This window comes from Ruegeria sp. BG5, assembly GCF_056538425.1.
In genome coordinates, this window is the sequence record NZ_JBQFTC010000004.1 from 1 (window position 1) to 14639 (window position 14639).

The window sequence follows — 14639 nt, forward strand, 5'->3', positions numbered from 1 at the left end:
CGATCGCGATGGAAAACGGTCTGCGCTTCGCCATCCGCGAAGGTGGCCGCACCGTTGGTGCGGGTGTTGTTTCCAAAATTATTGAATAATTCGCACCTGCGAATGATCAAACGGAAAGGGCGTCCCTCGGGACGCCTTTTTTGTTTGAACTCAATGATCCCGAGACACACCAAATGTAGTGTGTCGAAGATCATCGAGTAATCGGTAGGCCAGGCTTCAGCCCGGCTCGTCGTTGAGATTGAGAAGGCCGCTCCCTAAGGGGCGGCCTTTTTTGTGGCGAGCCCTTCGCTGCGAAAGTCATCGCCGAACATTTGGCGTTAGCGCATAGTACTCAATAATACGACCGGGTTCCGCGATTCCGTAGAAAGACTGAACAGTTGATTTCGTCTTACAAAATAGATGTAATTTCATAATCTATTACTTTTCACGATTTTTGTGGGGGATTTCCCATGCCTTTGTCAAAAAATGAAATGCAGGAACTAAGACATCCTACTGAGACTCCACGCTTTTACATAACCTTGTTTGTTTTGATTCCGTTTGGTTTCGTAACGGCGCTGCTAACAGTCGCAACTTTTGGAACCATTCTTTTGCTGGTTCCGATCATCCTTTTCTCGCTGTGGTTTAGCCTTAGGTTGGCTGTCGCGCATTGGATGAACAATTTTGTCCAGGTTTCAGCGGCGTCTTTCCCTGAAGCCAACGATGCGATCAAAGAAGCGAAGGAGCTTTTTGGTTACAACCGAACGGTCGAGGCATATGTTCATGAGGATGGATCTTACAATGCATCAATCCTGTCGCTTCTCAACACCAAGATATTGCTTCTGAATTCCGAGCTTCTGAGGAACGAAAACACTAAGGACGAACTGCGATTTATTGTGGGGCGATTTGTGGGCGCATTGGCAGCTAAACATTTCCGGTTTGGCTGGTTGCAATTCTTCATTAACAGTGTGGAGAAGCTATTGATCTTCAATATTTTGCTTTTCCCCTACGAACGCGCAACCAAACTATCAGGCGACAGAATGGGATTGCGCATGATTGATGGCAACACTCGGGTCGCTGTGAGGTCCATGATGAAAATGGCTGTAGGCTCCGAGATTGCTGACCGTGTCAACATTCGCGCGTATGTCGCACAGGGAAGAAAATACAATGGGAGTTTCTTTGGCTGGTTGGCCCGTGCTTTTTCGTCTTTCCCACACCACTGCACACGTGTGTCAGAGCTTATCGTCTTCGCGAAACAAAAATACCCAAGAAGCGTTTCCGCTTCCCGTGGCCGGGCCCGAAAACGCCGTGTCAGCGGCGCACGAATGGCTACATAGCGACTGACTTTGTGACCCGGGATCCATTCGGCACAGACCCAGTCAGCCGCCGCCATAAGCTGCTGAATTAGGACAACCCACCCTCAGCCGCCGCGCGAACGGCCCGGATGTTCTCACCATAAACCTCCGGCTGATCCACCGATCCGCCCTTGAATACGGCTGATCCGGCCACCAGCACATCCGCACCCGCTGCCGCAACCAGTGGTGCCGTCCGGGGATCGACGCCACCGTCGATTTCGATATGTACCGGGCGGTCGCCGATCATCTGGCGCAGTTTGCGGACCTTGGCGGTCATGTCGATGAACTTCTGGCCACCGAACCCGGGGTTCACCGTCATCACGCAAACCAGATCGGTCAGGTCCAGCAGATGCTCGACCGCCTCGGCAGGGGTGCCGGGGTTCAGGGCGACGCCTGCTTTCATGCCCGCCGCGCGGATGGCCTGCAGGGTGCGATGGGTGTGCGGCCCGGCCTCGACATGGGCGGTCAGGATGTCGGCGCCCGCATCGGCATAGGCCTGGATGTAGGGATCGACCGGCGTGATCATCAGGTGCACGTCCATCACGGTTTTCACATGCGGGCGGAACGCCTTGACTGCCGGGGGGCCGAAGGTGAGGTTCGGGACGAAATGGCCGTCCATCACGTCCACATGTACCCAGTCGGCACCTTGGGCTTCGATGGCCTGAATCTCGGCCCCGAAATTGGCGAAATCGGCGGACAGGATCGACGGAGCGATCTTGATGGTGCGGTCAAAGCTCATGGTGGCCTCGTGTCAGCAAAAGAGTCGCGGTCGCGTATACCCGCGCCGTGACGCAAAGGGTAGCCCCTGCGACCCGTGCGCCGTTACAAAACTTTCACCGCAGTGACACGTATTCGTTGAACGGCATCTGTAGCAGACCGCCAACACGAATTGGGGGTGGCACGTGCTGCGGATCGAGAAACTGACCAAACGCTTTGGCGGGAATACAGCCGTGGACGCGGCGACGCTGGATGTGGACAAGCCGTGCATGATCGGCATCATCGGACGTTCGGGTGCGGGCAAATCGACGCTGTTGCGGATGATCAACCGTCTGACGGATTCGACGGAAGGTCGGATTCTGTTCGAAGGCCGCGACGTGACCCAGTTGAAGGGGCGAGAGAAACGGGCATGGCAGGCGGATTGCGCGATGATCTTCCAGCAGTTCAATCTTGTGCCTCGCATGGATGTGGTTTCCAACGTGTTGCACGGCACGTTGAACCGCCACTCGACGCTGGCGACGATGTTCAACCTGTACCCGATGGCCGAAATTCACCGCGCCATCGATATTCTGGACCGTCTGGGCATTGCCGAACACGCGCCCAAACGGGCTGAGGCGCTTTCGGGTGGACAACAGCAGCGCGTGGCCATTGCCCGCGCCCTGATGCAGGACCCTAGGATCATTCTCGCGGATGAGCCGATTGCCTCACTCGACCCGATGAATGCGCAGGTGGTGATGCAGGCGCTGCGTCGTATCCACGAGGAAGATGGCCGCACCGTCATCGCCAACCTGCACACGCTGGACACGGCGCGCCGCTACTGCGACCGCGTCGTCGGAATGCGTGACGGTCGCATCGTGTTCGACGGCCTGCCCGAGCAACTGACCACCGGCGTCGCCCGCGAAATCTATGGCGCTGATGCCAGCTTCTCGGAAGAGGCGACCTCGACCGAGATCGACACTCTGGACGCCACCCAGAAGGCCCTGATGGAAGCAGAAGCCACCATCTGAGCCACCCAACCCCTTTCATCGACCGGCCGATGAAAGGCCGGCACAAAAACCTGGAGAGAGACAGATGAAAAAACTGATTGCTGCCCTTGCTGCAACCACCGCCTTGGCCGCGCCGGTCCTGGCTGACGACATCAGCGAGTTCCGCATTGGCATTCTGGGCGGTGAGAACGCTCAGGACCGCCTGAACAACAACGAATGCCTGCGTGAATACACCGAAGAAACATTGGGCGTTGAAACCAAGCTGTTCGCGCCTGCCGACTATGATGGCGTGATTCAAGGCCTGCTGGGCGGCACAATCGACATGGCGTGGCTGGGCGCATCGGGTTACGCAAAAACCTATCTGAGCGACCCCGAAGCGGTCGAGCCGGTTCTGGTCAAGGTCAACACCGATGGCGGCTACGGCTATTACTCGATCGGTTTTGCCCGCAAGGACAGCGGCATCACCTCGCTGGAAGACATGAAGGACAAGACCTTTGGCTTCGGCGATCCGAACTCGACCTCGGGCTATCTGATCCCGTCCATCGAAATCCCACAGGCCACCGGTTCGACCATGGAGTCGGGCGACTATTTTGGTGAAGTCAAGTTCACTGGCGGTCACGAACAGACCATCGTTGCTGTCAATAACGGCGACGTTGATGGCGGCGTGACCTGGGCCGATGGACTGGGTGACTGGGAAGACGGTTTCAACTCCGGTGCCCTGCGTCGTGCGGTTGATGCGGGTCTGATCGACATGAACGACATGGTCATGATCTGGCAGTCCAAGCCGATCCCGGAAGGCCCGGTTGTACTGCGCACCGCGCTGCCTGCGGATGTGAAGGAAAAGATGACCGCGCTGATGGCGGGTCTGGCCGAAAAGGACCGTGAATGCTTCTACGGCGTTGCCGCTGGTGAGGCCAAAGCGTTCGAACCGATCACCCATGACGCTTACGAAATCATCATCGAAGCGCGCAAGCTGAAGTCGAACTAAGCCTGCATCCTCCAAGATCGGGGTCCGGTACCTGCCGGGCCCCGTTTTTCCACTCAGGAGCATTCCATGACAGACCTGACCGCAGGGCCCCCCAGCGTCGCCCAGATCCGGGCCGACTATTCCGAGATGACACGGCGCAAGCGGGTCTATGGTGGTATCCTTCTGATCCTGTTTGTGGCGCTGATGGTCGCGGGCTTTCGTACAGCAGACAGCCGCAACGCGGGCAGCTTTATCGATGGTTGGCACCGCATCTTCGACTACCCGTCCGAGGTTCTGGCCGAGGCGTGGGAGAAGATCGGCGCGATGCCCGAGAATCTGGTCACGTTCTTCCCGGCCTTGATCGAGACAATCAACATCGCCGCAGCATCGACCCTGATCGGGACTATCGCGGGGACGTTTCTGGCCTTGATGTCGACGCGGGGCATGGCGCTTTGGCCTTCGCTGATCCCGCTGTTCCGCCGCATTGCCGACATTTGCCGGGCGATACCGGAGATCGTGATCGCGCTGGTGCTGATCTTTGTTCTGGGCGGTGGTCCGGTTCCGGCGATGATCGCGATTGCCATTCATACGGCAGGGGCCTTGGGCAAGCTGTTCTCGGAAGTGAATGAGAACGCCTCGCTGAAACCGGTCGAGGGGTTGCATTCGGTCGGTGCGAACTGGTCACAACGGATGTATCTGGGTGTGATCCCGCAGGTCGGGCCGAACTATGTCAGCTATGCCTTGCTGCGGTTCGAGATCAACATCCGCGCCTCGGCCATCCTCGGTTTCGTCGGGGCTGGCGGTCTGGGCTATGAGCTGCGCAACTCGATGTCCTGGGGGCAGGGGCGCTATGACGAGGCCGCCGCCATCTTCCTTCTTCTCTTTGTCACTATTGTCGTCGTGGACCAGATCTCGGGTGTGCTGCGCGACCGCCTGACCCATGGGTCGGAAAAAGGAGCTTCGGCATGAGCACCTTCGCAACCGATCTGACCGTTGTTGAACTGAAGGCCGAAGCGGACCGTCTGTTCAGCCGAAAACGTCTGGTGAATTTCGGCCTTCCGGCTTTGGTGCTGGTCTATCTTGTCTATGTGTTCTTCGCCTTCGACGTGCCGGGTTTGGCGGGGCGGGCGAACCTGGAAAACGGCAGAACTCTGGTCGCCGACAGTTATAGTTACAAAACCCATATCGAGCGGGATAATCGCACAGGTGAGGTCTCAGCCGCCATCGAAGGCGAGCGCAAGGGCGCCTACCCCGAAGGCGAGGCGCCGGATTGGGTGACGCTGGGCGAAACGACCGTCATCGATCTGGAAGACGGGCATGTGGTGCGTTTTGGTCCGGAGACCATCGAATATGACATTCCCGGCTACGGCACCGTGCGCGCCACACCGACCCGATCCGCCGGGGTGCAGGCCGAACTGCCGCCGGGCGATGTGCCCGATTGGATCAATGTTTCAAAGAACCGGATGGCGATCACCACCGATGCCGGTCGCCTGACTGTGACCCGGAACCGGGCCGAGGTGTTTCGGTATTTCACCGGGTGGGAGCTGTTCTGGTTCACTTTGGACAGCCCCTATTACGGCCAGTCATTCTCCGATCTCGCCGGGCGCGCTGCATCCGGGGAAGCCGGGGCAATTTTCAACGATTTCTGGACCAACAAGATGTGGCGGCACCAGGACGTGGCCTGGGCCATATTCGAGACGATCCTGATGGCGTTTCTGGGCACGTTCGGCGCGGCCATCGTGGCCTTGCCACTGGCCTTTCTGGCGACGCGCAACTTCAACCCGCTGAAATCCGTTCGGTTCGTCACACGACGTATCTTTGACTTTGTGCGCGGCGTGGACGCCTTGATCTGGACGGTTGTTCTGGCCCGCGCCTTTGGGCCCGGCCCGTTGACCGGCGCTTTGGCCATGCTGGTGACGGATACCGGCACCTTCGGCAAGATATTCTCGGAAGCTTTGGAGAATGTGGACCAGAAACAGATTGAGGGCGTGCAATCGACCGGTGCAAACGCGCCGCAGCGCTATCGCTTTGGGGTCATCCCGCAGATCACACCTGTATTGTTGAGCCAGCTTCTGTATTTCCTGGAATCCAACACCCGCAGCGCCACCGTGATCGGTGCGATCACGGGCGGCGGTATCGGCCTGTTGCTGACCCAAGCGATCATCACGCAGAAAGACTGGGAGGAGGTCGCCTATTACATCGTCCTGATCATCCTGATGGTGATGCTGATGGACTGGTTCTCGGGCTGGTTGCGGCGTCGCCTGATACAGGGGGAGATTGGAAAGGCACGCAAACCGCGCGATCCCAAGCGCAAACCCTTCCTGCTGCCCTGATCTAACAACGGACGAGACAATGCCACGACTGCGCGCGGATCAGCCGTTCATCCATCCCGATTGCCAGATCAGTAACAGCCGGTTCGGGGAATATGTCGAAATCGGCGCGGGTAGCCGCCTCGCCAATACGGTCTGGGGTGACTATTCCTATTGCGACCGGACCTGTGACATTGCCAATGCCGAGATCGGCAAATTCGCCAATATCGCCAGCTTCACCCGGATCGGGGCAACGGATCACCCGATAGAGAAAGCCTCGCTGCACCATTTCCTGTACCGGTCGGCAGATTATTGGGACGGTGAAGAGGACGATGCCGAATGGTTTGCCCATCGTGCCAGCCGGACGGCGCGGATCGGCCACGACACCTGGATCGGTCATGCGGCGATCATCAAGCCCGAGGTTTCCATCGGGCATGGGGCAGTCGTCGCCTCTGGTGCCGTTGTGACCAAGGATGTCGCGCCTTACACCATCGTTGGTGGCGTCACAGCGGCCCAGATACGCCGTCGGTTCTCTGACACGGTGTCCGACCGGATGTTGGCCCTGTCATGGTGGGATTGGGACAATGCCCGTTTGCGGGCGGCCCTTCCGGACTTCCGCACCCTGAGTGCCGAAGCCTTCCTGGAGAAGTACGAATAGGAAAAGGCAAACTCTCCCGCGCCCGCTGGTGCATCGGCTGCGCCGATCCCCCTTGGCGACCTTGGGCCCGGCGCCGCGCTGCGCGCGGCGCTACGCCCAACAGGATGAGGCCTCCGGCAGGAGGGCGAAGACGGGCGGGAGCCCCTTGGGTTCAATCCTCATTCAGGGTCAATGTCACACGCTCGCCGGCGAAAACGGTTCGGCCATATTCCACAGGATTGCCGTCCGGGTCGGCGTTTATGCCGATTGAAAACAGCACGGGAGCCCCTTCTGCCATATGCAAATGAAGCGCCTGTGTTGCGGTCGCCGCCCGCGCTGTCAGCCGGGTCGAAATTCGGGTGTAATCGGAAATGCCACAGGTTTGCAGGGCTTTGGTAACGGATTGCGTGTCCGAGAGGGCCTTGAGCAGATCGGGAAACCGCTCAGCCGGAAACACACTTTGAAACAGGCCGATGGGTTGCCCGTCCGCCAAAGACAACCCGTCATAGACGTGCACCGAGGCACCTTGTTCAAGCTGTAAAGCCTCGGCTTCTGCCTCATCCGCCGCACGGGTGGTCAGCGCTAGGATTTTCTTGCCGGGGATCTTGCCGCCGGCTGAGATATTCTTGTGGTAACGCACCCGCTTGCCAATGGGATAATCCGTGGGCCTCGCCGCCACAAACACGCCCGCTCCGCGCCGTGCGTGGACCAGCCCCTGATCGGCCATATCCGACAGGGCACGCCGGACCGTGTGGCGGTTGACCCCATGAGTTGCCGCCAACTGCGCCTCGGTCGGCAGGCGATCACCCGTTTGATACCGCCCTTCGGCGATATCCGACGTCAGGCTGAGGGCGATGCTTTTCCAGATCGGCGTTTTGCTCATGTCACCAAATATTCACAGAGTTCTGATTGCACGGCGCACGCACGCACGCTAATATTTGTCTAGTTGTATAGTATAGATAGACAACCCAGCCAAGAGGCTTTGATGACACATCAAACAGAAATCGCGACGGCTGCCCGTCAAGAGTGGATGGGCCTTTTGGCGCGCGCTCCGGAAGATGCAATGTTGACGCTTTGGAAGGATCTTGCGGACCGTCCCCCTTTTGAGTGGTTGCGTCGGCCCGAAACCGGCGGCGTGATGGTGCGCGGACGCGCGGGTGGAACCGGTGCGCCGTTCAACCTGGGTGAAATGACGGTTACGCGTTGCTCGGTTGTTCTGAAGGATGGCACGGTTGGGCATGGCTACGTTCAGGGACGCTCGAAACCCAAGGTCGAGGCGGCGGCGGTGATCGATGCGATGATGCAGACGGCGGCGGCGTCAACCCTGCGGTCCGAACTCCTTGATCCGCTGAAACAGCAGATGCAGGCGGTCAAGGCCACGCGCGCGGCCAAAGCAGCCGCAACCAAGGTCGAGTTCTTCACGATGGTCCGGGGGGAAGATTGATGTCGGCGCAAACGCAATTCTCGGGTGGCTTCGACAACGCACCGATCCAGGCCGCTCATGCGTTCCGCGCTGCGATGACAGTGATGGCGCGCCCCGGCGAAATCCGCCCGCTGACCGGTGTTGTGCCGCCCAGCCCGCTGTCCGCGGCCGCCGGAACATTGCTTTTGACGCTGTGTGACCCGGAAACCAAGCTGAATCTGGCCGGGGCTGTTGACACCGACGCTGTCCGCAACTGGCTGACCTTTCACACCGGCGCTCCGCTGGTACCCGCGCCCGAGGCCGACTTTGCGGTTGGAACCTGGGATGCGTTGGCCCCGCTTGACGTCTATCGCATCGGAACGCCGGAATACCCGGATCGCTCGGCCACTCTGATTGTCGAATGCGAGGCGCTGGAACAGGTGGGTGCTGTTTTGTCCGGTCCCGGCATCAAGGATGTGGCGCATCTGGCTGTGCCCGACATCGCTGCGTTTCAGGCGAATTCGAAACTCTACCCGTTGGGGTGCGATTTCTTTCTGACCTGCGGAGAACAGGTCGCTGCCGTGCCACGCAGTACGCAGATCAGGGCGGAGGGCTAGGTCATGTATGTCGCTGTCAAAGGGGGCGAAAAAGCCATTGAGAACGCCCATAGCTGGCTTGCCGAGGAACGGCGCGGCGCGACAGATGTGGCGGAGCTCAGCCTCGGCCAGATCCGGGAACAGCTGAGCCTTGCGGTCAATCGGGTCATGGCCGAAGGGTCCCTGTACGATCCTGATCTCGCCGCTTTGGCGATCAAACAGGCGCGCGGGGATCTGATCGAGGCGATCTTTCTGATCCGCGCCTATCGCACCACCCTGCCACGCTTTGGCTACTCGAACCCTGTCGAGACAGGGCAGATGGCTTGCGACCGTCGCATCTCGGCCACCTTCAAGGACGCACCGGGCGGGCAAGTTCTGGGCCCGACTTTTGATTACACCCACCGGTTGCTGGATTTCAAACTGGCCGCAGATGGCGAGGTGCCTGCCACCCCTGAAGGATCAGCGCGTACCGAACCAACGCCGCATATCACCGAATTCCTCAAAGGCGAGGATATCATCCAAGACGAACCCCTTAGCGATGAAACCCCGGGCGATCTGACACGTGAACCGATGGAGTTTCCCTCGAACCGCCCGCTGCGCCTGCAATCTCTGACGCGCGGGGATGAAGGGTTTGTGCTGGGCATGGCCTACTCGACCCAGCGCGGCTATGCCCGCAACCACGCCTTTGTCGGCGAGTTGCGGATCGGCAAGGTCACGGTTGAGATGGACATCCCGGAACTGGGTTTTGCCATCGACATTGGCGAGGTCGAACTGACCGAATGCGAGACGGTAAACCAGTTCAAAGGCTCAAAAACCGAACCGCCGCAATTCACGCGCGGTTATGGGCTGGTCTTTGGTCAATCCGAACGCAAATCGATCTCGATGGCTCTGGTCGACCGGGCGCTGCGGTGGGAGGAGTTGGGAGAGGAAAATCTGGGTGCCCCCGCGCAGGATGAAGAATTTGTTCTGAGCCATGCGGATAACATTCAGGCCACAGGGTTCCTCGAACACATCAAGTTGCCGCATTACGTGGATTTTCAGTCCGAACTGGAACTGGTGCGCAAACTGCGCCGCGAGGCGGAAGAACGCATTACGCCCAGGGAGGCTGCGGAATGAAGGCGGTTGTTTTTGACATTGGTGGTGTGCTGATCGACTGGCAGCCGCATCTGGCCTGGGTCGAGGCATTGGGTTCCGAGGACGCCGCCCATGCGTTTATTGAGCGGACAGGTTTTCGGGAAAAAAACGCGCGCGGGGACAATGGCGAGTGCTTTGCTGATCTGGCGCAGGAGCTGGAGGACCCGCAGGACCGGGAGTTGTTCGCCGGATATGTCGATCTTTACGCCCGAACGGTTGAAAATGCGATCCACGGGACCTGGGACGTGCTGGACAGGCTCAAGGCGCAGGGAACACCGGTGCATGCCATCACCAACTGGTCCGCTGAAACCTGGCCCGAGGGGTTAAAAGTACACCCACGTCTGGGTGAGGTGTTCGGAACTCTGGTTGTGTCTGGCGAAGAAGGGATGATGAAGCCGGACGCGCGGATATTCCATCTGCTGTGTGAACGGGCGGGAATTGCGCCCGAGGGCTGCGTTTTTATTGATGACGGATTGCACAATGTCGAAGGCGCTCGGGCGGTCGGAATGGATGGTATCCATTTCACGACACCGCAGGCGCTGGAGATCGCTCTAACTGAAAGAGGGTTCCTATGAGCGAGTATAATTTCGCCTATCTGGACGAGCAGACCAAGCGGATGATCCGCCGTGCCATTCTCAAGGGTTTGGCCGTTCCGGGCTATCAGGTGCCCTTTGCCAGCCGCGAGATGCCGATGCCCTATGGGTGGGGTACGGGCGGGGTGCAGGTTTCGGCTGCAACCCTGACGCCCGACGATACGTTCAAGGTAATCGATCAGGGGGCGGATGACACAACGAACGCTGTCTCGATCCGCAAGTTCTTTGAAAACACGGCAGGCGTCGCAACCACCGAACAGACCGAGAAGGCGACCGTCATCCAGACCCGCCACCGCATCCCTGAGGCCAAGCTGACCGAGGATCAGATCCTGGTGTATCAGGTGCCGATCCCGGAACCCTTGCGCTTTCTGGAGCCGCGCGAAACCGAGACGCGCAAGATGCACAGCCTTGAAGAATACGGGCTGATGCATGTGAAACTCTACGAAGACATTAGCCAGCACGGGGCGATTTCGACCTCATACGCTTATCCGGTGAAAGTGTCCGACCGCTACGTGATGGATCCGTCACCGATTCCGAAATTCGACAACCCCAAGCTGGAAATGGACGCGATCCAACTGTTTGGCGCAGGACGCGAGCAGCGGATTTACGCGGTGCCGCCGCACACCAAGGTCGTCAGCCTCGATTTCGAGGATTATCCGTTTGAGGCCACCAAGGCCGATCACGCCTGCGATCTGTGCGGGGCCGAAGACAGCTATCTGGACGAGGTCATCATGGATGATGCGGGTGGCCGGATGTTCGTATGCTCGGATACCGATTACTGCCGCTCGCGCCGCGCGGCGGGCCATTTGGGGCGATTGGGCGAAACACAGCCGGAATTGCAAGGAGAGATGAGATGACAGGAAGGCCTTCGATTGTTCCCTATTTCAGCTATGTCGATGCAAAGGCTGCGGTTGAGTTTTTGCAGCGTGCGTTTGGGTTGGAGGTTGTTCAGGCCTTTGATGGCGAGGACGGTCGGCTGATGCATGGCGAGATGCGATATGGCAACGGCGTCATCATGATGGGCACGGTCGACGATGCCGTGCAGGTGCAGAGCCCCGGCGTTTATCTGGTCGTCGAGGATGTGGACGCCCATTTCGAAACCGCAAAGGCGGCTGGCGCCGAAATTGTTTACCCGCCCGAGGATACTGAATTTGGAACGCGCCGTTATCGGGCGCGCGATTCAGAAGGGCATGAGTGGTCGTTTGGCAGCTATCAGCCTCAGACGGTTGCTCCGGATTGGGGCGCGGAATGATGGGGCAAAACGTGCCATTGTTGAGCGTCAAGGGCATCGAGAAACGCTATGGCACGCGGATCGGCTGTGCGGATGTCAGCTTCGATCTCTACCCCGGCGAGGTGATGGGGATCGTTGGCGAAAGCGGGTCGGGGAAATCCACCCTGCTGAACTGTCTGGCCGGTCATCTGGAACCGGATGCGGGGCAGGTGATCTTTGACACTCGCGCAGATGGACCGGTGGATACGGTCACCATGTCGGAACCTGCGCGCCGGATGCTGGGCCGCACCGATTGGGCCTTTGTGCACCAGCACGCGCGCGACGGGTTGCGCATGTCGGTCAGTGCCGGAGGCAACATTGGTGAACGGCTGATGGCCGTAGGCGACCGGCACTATGGCGAAATCCGCGACAAGGCGATTGACTGGCTGGGCCGGGTCGAGATCGCAGCATCCCGGGTCGATGACCGCCCGACAGCGTTTTCCGGCGGGATGCAGCAGCGGTTGCAGATTGCGCGCAATCTGGTCACGGGCCCTCGACTGGTGTTCATGGATGAGCCGACCGGGGGGCTGGACGTCTCGGTTCAGGCGCGTCTGCTGGACCTGTTGCGCGGGTTGGTCCGCGAAATGGGCCTGAGCGCGATCATTGTGACCCATGATCTGGCCGTGGTGCGCCTGCTGGCGGATCGATTGATAGTGATGAAGGACGGGCACGTGGTCGAGGCCGGGTTGACCGATCAGGTGCTGGACGATCCGCAACATGCCTATACGCAGTTGCTTGTGTCCAGCGTCCTGCAGGTTTGAGTATTTGGGAAAAGATGAAGTGATGATTGAGCTGAAGGACGTCAGCAAGAGCTTTACCCTGCACAATCAGGGCAGTGCGGTGATCCCGGTGATGGAGGGGGCTTCGCTGACGGTGGCGCCGGGCGAATGTGTTGCCCTGACCGGGGCGTCCGGTGCGGGGAAGTCCACGCTGATGCGGGTGATCTATGGGAACTATCTGGCCGCGTCCGGTTCGGTACAGGTTGCTGGGTTGGATGTTGCGCAAGCCGAACCGCGCGAGATTCTGGCTCTGCGGCGGGACACGCTTGGCTATGTCAGCCAGTTCCTGCGGGTTGTGCCGCGCGTGCCGACGTTGGAGGTAGTGGCCGAGCCGTTACTGGCGATTGGATGCGATCGGCAGATGGCGTTGGACAAGGCAGCGGGATTGTTGGCGCGGCTGAACATACCGGAACGGCTGTGGTCCCTGAGCCCGACGACCTTTTCCGGGGGCGAACAACAACGTGTGAACATCGCGCGCGGCTTCGCGCATGAGTATCCGGCGATGTTGTTGGACGAACCGACCGCCAGTCTGGATGCACAGAACCGGGAAACCGTTCTGTCCTTGATCGATGAGGCCAAGGCGCGTGGCGCGGCGATTGTTGGGATATTCCACGACGTTGATGCGCGTGATCGGGTCTGCGACCGCGCGGTGGATGTGTCCACATTCACGCCCGGACAGGCGGCATGACACTCGCCCCGGTCATAGCGGTTGTGGGTCCATCAGGCGTTGGCAAGGACAGCGTCATGGCGGCGCTGGAGGCGCGCGCGCCGGGTATTCAGCGATTGCGGCGGGTGATCACCCGGCCCGAAGGGGAAGAGGGCGAGGAGTTCGACCGTGTCTCGGTCGAGGTGTTCGAGCAGATGGTGCTGGACGGTGCCTTTGCCATGCACTGGCCTGCGCATGGGTTGCTGTATGGCGTACCAGCCGGGATCGCCGAACAGCGACAGAACTGTCAGGCAGTGCTGGTCAATTTCTCGCGCGCTGTGCTGGTGCAGGCGCAGAAGGTGTTTGGCGATCTGATCGTGATCTCTCTGACCGCTGATGCCGAGGTGCTTGCACAGCGTCTGGCCGCGCGGGATCGCGAAAGCGCGGCGGATCAGGCCAAGCGTCTGGGCCGGGCCAAAACGCCCCTGCCGGACGGGCTGAACCGGGTGATCAAGATCGACAATTCGGGCGCTTTGGATGACACGGTCAGCGAAATCCTTGCGCAGCTTCAGTCGGAAAGGGCGTAGCGATGGATCAGGTGAAAGCGACCGTCCTGAGCCTCGCCCATCAGGGCCAGATCGTTGATCTGAAAGGGCGACGGCAGCAGCGGGGCCAGATGATCGGCCAGTGCGCTTTCAACGTCTGTCAGCGTGGTTTTGTCCAATCGCCCGCTGAGCGTGATGTGAAATCGGAACGCGTCCAGCACATAGGGATAGCCCCACTGAACAAGATTGGCGTCCTGTTCCGGGGTCAGCTTTGCCGCCCGGCGGCGGGCCAGTTCCGCCTCGGACGCGGGCGCGCGAAACGTATCCAGATCCTGCACGCAGCCAGCGGCCAGAGCGTTCAGGGCATCGGTGTTCCCAACGGGGCGCAAGGCCAGAAACCGGCCCAGACGCGCGATCTCGAGCCCGTCCAGCGTGACCGGCGCGTGACGCGCGGCCAGCGCGGCGCAGGCATCGTGCAGCGCGTCCACGGTTTGGCCGTCGCGCAAGCGAAAGGGGGGCTTCATCGTTGCGTGCAGCCCGTATTTGCGCGGAACCTCGGTGACGGTGGCCACGTCGATGCCGTCGACAACCGGGTGCGTAACCTGCGTTCCGGCCTCCATGTCCCAGCCCAGCCAACGGGTGGCAAATCTCGTCCATTCCGCGTCAACGGGCGGGGCAAAATAGATCGCGTATCGCGTGAATGTCACATTGGCCTCCTAGCTACGTG

The 14639-nt window shown here is 59.9% G+C and carries 19 protein-coding genes; 16 read left to right on the top strand and 3 right to left on the bottom strand.

Features of this window, described 5'->3' with window-relative positions; translation table 11 throughout:
* Together ACR0KX_RS13485 and ACR0KX_RS13490 are read left to right on the top strand one after the other, a co-directional pair.
* A partial coding sequence (locus ACR0KX_RS13485) for an EF-Tu C-terminal domain-related protein (RefSeq protein WP_299642092.1) occupies positions 1-89 on the top strand: 89 nt, incomplete at its 5' end.
* Positions 90-449: 360 nt separating this feature from the next.
* A complete protein-coding gene (locus ACR0KX_RS13490) occupies positions 450-1313 on the top strand; it encodes a M48 family metallopeptidase (protein WP_170454561.1) in 864 nt (287 codons plus the stop codon).
* Positions 1314-1380: 67 nt separating this feature from the next.
* Here ACR0KX_RS13490 and rpe read toward each other — a convergent pair whose 3' ends face one another.
* Positions 1381-2070 (bottom strand): ribulose-phosphate 3-epimerase, encoded by a 690-nt coding sequence (rpe, locus tag ACR0KX_RS13495; protein WP_170454559.1) that lies wholly within the window; start codon positions 2068-2070, stop codon positions 1381-1383.
* 163 nt (positions 2071-2233) lie between these two features.
* Between rpe and phnC the strand changes: the two genes are divergently transcribed.
* The 5 genes from phnC to ACR0KX_RS13520 all read left to right on the top strand — a co-directional run bounded on the left by phnC (position 2234) and on the right by ACR0KX_RS13520 (position 6968).
* Entirely contained in the window at positions 2234-3055 is an 822-nt protein-coding gene (gene phnC / locus ACR0KX_RS13500; protein WP_170454557.1) for a phosphonate ABC transporter ATP-binding protein, read from the top strand.
* A gap of 64 nt (positions 3056-3119) precedes the next feature.
* On the top strand, positions 3120-4022 hold the full coding sequence (gene phnD, locus ACR0KX_RS13505) for a phosphonate ABC transporter substrate-binding protein (RefSeq protein ID WP_170454555.1): 903 nt from the start codon (positions 3120-3122) through the stop codon (positions 4020-4022).
* Between the two features lie 66 nt (positions 4023-4088).
* Positions 4089-4970, top strand: a complete 882-nt coding sequence (gene phnE / locus ACR0KX_RS13510) for a phosphonate ABC transporter, permease protein PhnE (RefSeq protein ID WP_170454553.1) — start codon at positions 4089-4091, stop codon at positions 4968-4970.
* Entirely contained in the window at positions 4967-6334 is a 1368-nt protein-coding gene (phnE, locus tag ACR0KX_RS13515; RefSeq protein ID WP_170623889.1) for a phosphonate ABC transporter, permease protein PhnE, read from the top strand. The genes phnE (ACR0KX_RS13510) and phnE (ACR0KX_RS13515) overlap by 4 nt, the downstream gene beginning before the upstream one ends.
* 19 nt (positions 6335-6353) lie before the next feature.
* Positions 6354-6968 (top strand): LbetaH domain-containing protein, encoded by a 615-nt coding sequence (locus tag ACR0KX_RS13520; RefSeq protein WP_170454549.1) that lies wholly within the window; start codon positions 6354-6356, stop codon positions 6966-6968.
* Positions 6969-7119: 151 nt separating this feature from the next.
* Here ACR0KX_RS13520 and phnF read toward each other — a convergent pair whose 3' ends face one another.
* Positions 7120-7830 carry a phosphonate metabolism transcriptional regulator PhnF gene (phnF, locus tag ACR0KX_RS13525; RefSeq protein WP_170623887.1) on the bottom strand — a complete coding sequence of 237 codons (711 nt, stop codon included), beginning with the start codon at positions 7828-7830 and terminating at the stop codon, positions 7120-7122.
* Between the two features lie 102 nt (positions 7831-7932).
* On the opposite strand from phnF, the gene phnG reads away from it, so the two are divergent.
* From phnG to ACR0KX_RS13570, 9 genes are read left to right on the top strand one after another with little or no spacing between them, the layout of a single operon-like run.
* On the top strand, positions 7933-8391 hold the full coding sequence (phnG, locus tag ACR0KX_RS13530) for a phosphonate C-P lyase system protein PhnG (RefSeq protein WP_170623886.1): 459 nt from the start codon (positions 7933-7935) through the stop codon (positions 8389-8391).
* Positions 8391-8966 (top strand): phosphonate C-P lyase system protein PhnH, encoded by a 576-nt coding sequence (gene phnH / locus ACR0KX_RS13535; protein ID WP_170454542.1) that lies wholly within the window; start codon positions 8391-8393, stop codon positions 8964-8966. Before phnG ends, phnH begins: the two co-directional genes overlap by 1 nt.
* Positions 8967-8969: 3 nt before the next feature.
* Positions 8970-10061, top strand: a complete 1092-nt coding sequence (locus ACR0KX_RS13540) for a carbon-phosphorus lyase complex subunit PhnI (RefSeq protein ID WP_170623884.1) — start codon at positions 8970-8972, stop codon at positions 10059-10061.
* Positions 10058-10654 (top strand): HAD family hydrolase, encoded by a 597-nt coding sequence (locus ACR0KX_RS13545; protein ID WP_170454538.1) that lies wholly within the window; start codon positions 10058-10060, stop codon positions 10652-10654. Before ACR0KX_RS13540 ends, ACR0KX_RS13545 begins: the two co-directional genes overlap by 4 nt.
* Positions 10651-11529 carry an alpha-D-ribose 1-methylphosphonate 5-phosphate C-P-lyase PhnJ gene (locus tag ACR0KX_RS13550; RefSeq protein WP_170623882.1) on the top strand — a complete coding sequence of 293 codons (879 nt, stop codon included), beginning with the start codon at positions 10651-10653 and terminating at the stop codon, positions 11527-11529. Before ACR0KX_RS13545 ends, ACR0KX_RS13550 begins: the two co-directional genes overlap by 4 nt.
* Complete coding sequence (locus ACR0KX_RS13555; protein WP_170454533.1) at positions 11526-11924, top strand: VOC family protein; 399 nt, start codon at positions 11526-11528, stop codon at positions 11922-11924. Before ACR0KX_RS13550 ends, ACR0KX_RS13555 begins: the two co-directional genes overlap by 4 nt.
* A complete protein-coding gene (gene phnK, locus ACR0KX_RS13560) occupies positions 11924-12703 on the top strand; it encodes a phosphonate C-P lyase system protein PhnK (RefSeq protein ID WP_480626874.1) in 780 nt (259 codons plus the stop codon). Before ACR0KX_RS13555 ends, phnK begins: the two co-directional genes overlap by 1 nt.
* A gap of 22 nt (positions 12704-12725) precedes the next feature.
* Entirely contained in the window at positions 12726-13409 is a 684-nt protein-coding gene (gene phnL / locus ACR0KX_RS13565; protein WP_170454529.1) for a phosphonate C-P lyase system protein PhnL, read from the top strand.
* Positions 13406-13954, top strand: coding sequence for an AAA family ATPase (locus ACR0KX_RS13570; RefSeq protein ID WP_170454527.1), 549 nt, complete (start codon positions 13406-13408; stop codon positions 13952-13954). The genes phnL and ACR0KX_RS13570 overlap by 4 nt, the downstream gene beginning before the upstream one ends.
* Here ACR0KX_RS13570 and ACR0KX_RS13575 read toward each other — a convergent pair.
* A complete protein-coding gene (locus ACR0KX_RS13575) occupies positions 13936-14619 on the bottom strand; it encodes a DUF1045 domain-containing protein (protein WP_170454525.1) in 684 nt (227 codons plus the stop codon). The two genes, ACR0KX_RS13570 and ACR0KX_RS13575, sit on opposite strands and share 19 nt — an antisense overlap.
* Positions 14620-14639 lie beyond the last annotated feature (20 nt).

Bases quoted from the DNA above. Each gene is read 5' to 3' on its own strand.
- phnK (WP_480626874.1), top strand. From the start codon at position 11,924: ATGGGGCAAAACGTGCCATTGTTGAGCGTCAAGGGCATCGAGAAACGC.
- ACR0KX_RS13550 (WP_170623882.1), top strand. From the start codon at position 10,651: ATGAGCGAGTATAATTTCGCCTATCTGGACGAGCAGACCAAGCGGATG.
- rpe (WP_170454559.1), bottom strand. From the start codon at position 2,070: ATGAGCTTTGACCGCACCATCAAGATCGCTCCGTCGATCCTGTCCGCC.
- ACR0KX_RS13490 (WP_170454561.1), top strand. From the start codon at position 450: ATGCCTTTGTCAAAAAATGAAATGCAGGAACTAAGACATCCTACTGAG.
- phnD (WP_170454555.1), top strand. From the start codon at position 3,120: ATGAAAAAACTGATTGCTGCCCTTGCTGCAACCACCGCCTTGGCCGCG.
- ACR0KX_RS13570 (WP_170454527.1), top strand. From the start codon at position 13,406: ATGACACTCGCCCCGGTCATAGCGGTTGTGGGTCCATCAGGCGTTGGC.
- phnE (WP_170454553.1), top strand. From the start codon at position 4,089: ATGACAGACCTGACCGCAGGGCCCCCCAGCGTCGCCCAGATCCGGGCC.
- ACR0KX_RS13555 (WP_170454533.1), top strand. From the start codon at position 11,526: ATGACAGGAAGGCCTTCGATTGTTCCCTATTTCAGCTATGTCGATGCA.
- ACR0KX_RS13540 (WP_170623884.1), top strand. From the start codon at position 8,970: ATGTATGTCGCTGTCAAAGGGGGCGAAAAAGCCATTGAGAACGCCCAT.
- phnL (WP_170454529.1), top strand. From the start codon at position 12,726: ATGATTGAGCTGAAGGACGTCAGCAAGAGCTTTACCCTGCACAATCAG.
- phnG (WP_170623886.1), top strand. From the start codon at position 7,933: ATGACACATCAAACAGAAATCGCGACGGCTGCCCGTCAAGAGTGGATG.
- phnE (WP_170623889.1), top strand. From the start codon at position 4,967: ATGAGCACCTTCGCAACCGATCTGACCGTTGTTGAACTGAAGGCCGAA.
- phnH (WP_170454542.1), top strand. From the start codon at position 8,391: ATGTCGGCGCAAACGCAATTCTCGGGTGGCTTCGACAACGCACCGATC.
- ACR0KX_RS13545 (WP_170454538.1), top strand. From the start codon at position 10,058: ATGAAGGCGGTTGTTTTTGACATTGGTGGTGTGCTGATCGACTGGCAG.
- phnF (WP_170623887.1), bottom strand. From the start codon at position 7,830: ATGAGCAAAACGCCGATCTGGAAAAGCATCGCCCTCAGCCTGACGTCG.
- ACR0KX_RS13520 (WP_170454549.1), top strand. From the start codon at position 6,354: ATGCCACGACTGCGCGCGGATCAGCCGTTCATCCATCCCGATTGCCAG.